This window comes from Aurantimicrobium sp., from assembly GCF_036667855.1.
Classification (GTDB): Bacteria; Actinomycetota; Actinomycetes; order Actinomycetales; family Microbacteriaceae; genus Aurantimicrobium.
The window spans coordinates 1-574 of sequence record NZ_JAVWTF010000056.1 but is presented as its reverse complement, the minus strand read 5'-3'; the positions used below and the strand labels follow the sequence as shown (position 1 = coordinate 574).

1 pseudogene is annotated in these 574 nt (G+C 49.7%); it reads right to left on the bottom strand.

The features are described 5' to 3' along the window. A pseudogene (locus RR877_RS09060) lies at positions 1 to 425 on the bottom strand (carbohydrate ABC transporter permease); the annotation flags it as partial. Positions 426 to 574 lie beyond the last annotated feature (149 nt).

Here is a 574-nt window from a genome sequence, read left to right as displayed (position 1 = left end):
AAAGCGACCAGGAACAGACCCAAGATCCAGAAACGACCCTTGACGCGACCGATACCAATTGCGTATGCGGTGAAGAAGCTCAGAGCCACACCCAAAATCGCTACCCAGAAGCTGATCTGGAAGGAGTTCCAGAGCTTCAGAGTGAAGTCTGCTTTCTCCCAGAAGTGAATGATTCCTTCAAAGCTAATTTCACTGGGAAGAGTCAGAGGACCGGTAGTGGTGTATTCCTCAGGAGTCTTGACGGAGTTAACAAAAGCCAAGTACAGCGGAGAAATCCAGGCCAATGCGCTGGCCAACATGAATGCAACAACGAGCCACGAGACAGGTGTGCGCTTGTTAAAGCCACCCTTGCCCTTTTTGCTGACTTTTTGTGCCTTGCGAGATTCTGGGTTGAGGGTGTTTTCAACCATGATTGCGGTGCTCATCGGTTTTCCCCCTGCTTGTTCTGGTAACGGAAAATGACCAACGACATGATGATCAGCAAAATGGCGAGGACGGTAGAAATTGCTGCACCGTATCCAACCTTGCTGGTCTGAATGAAGTTGAAGTATGAGTAATAGGCGGGAACGGTCGT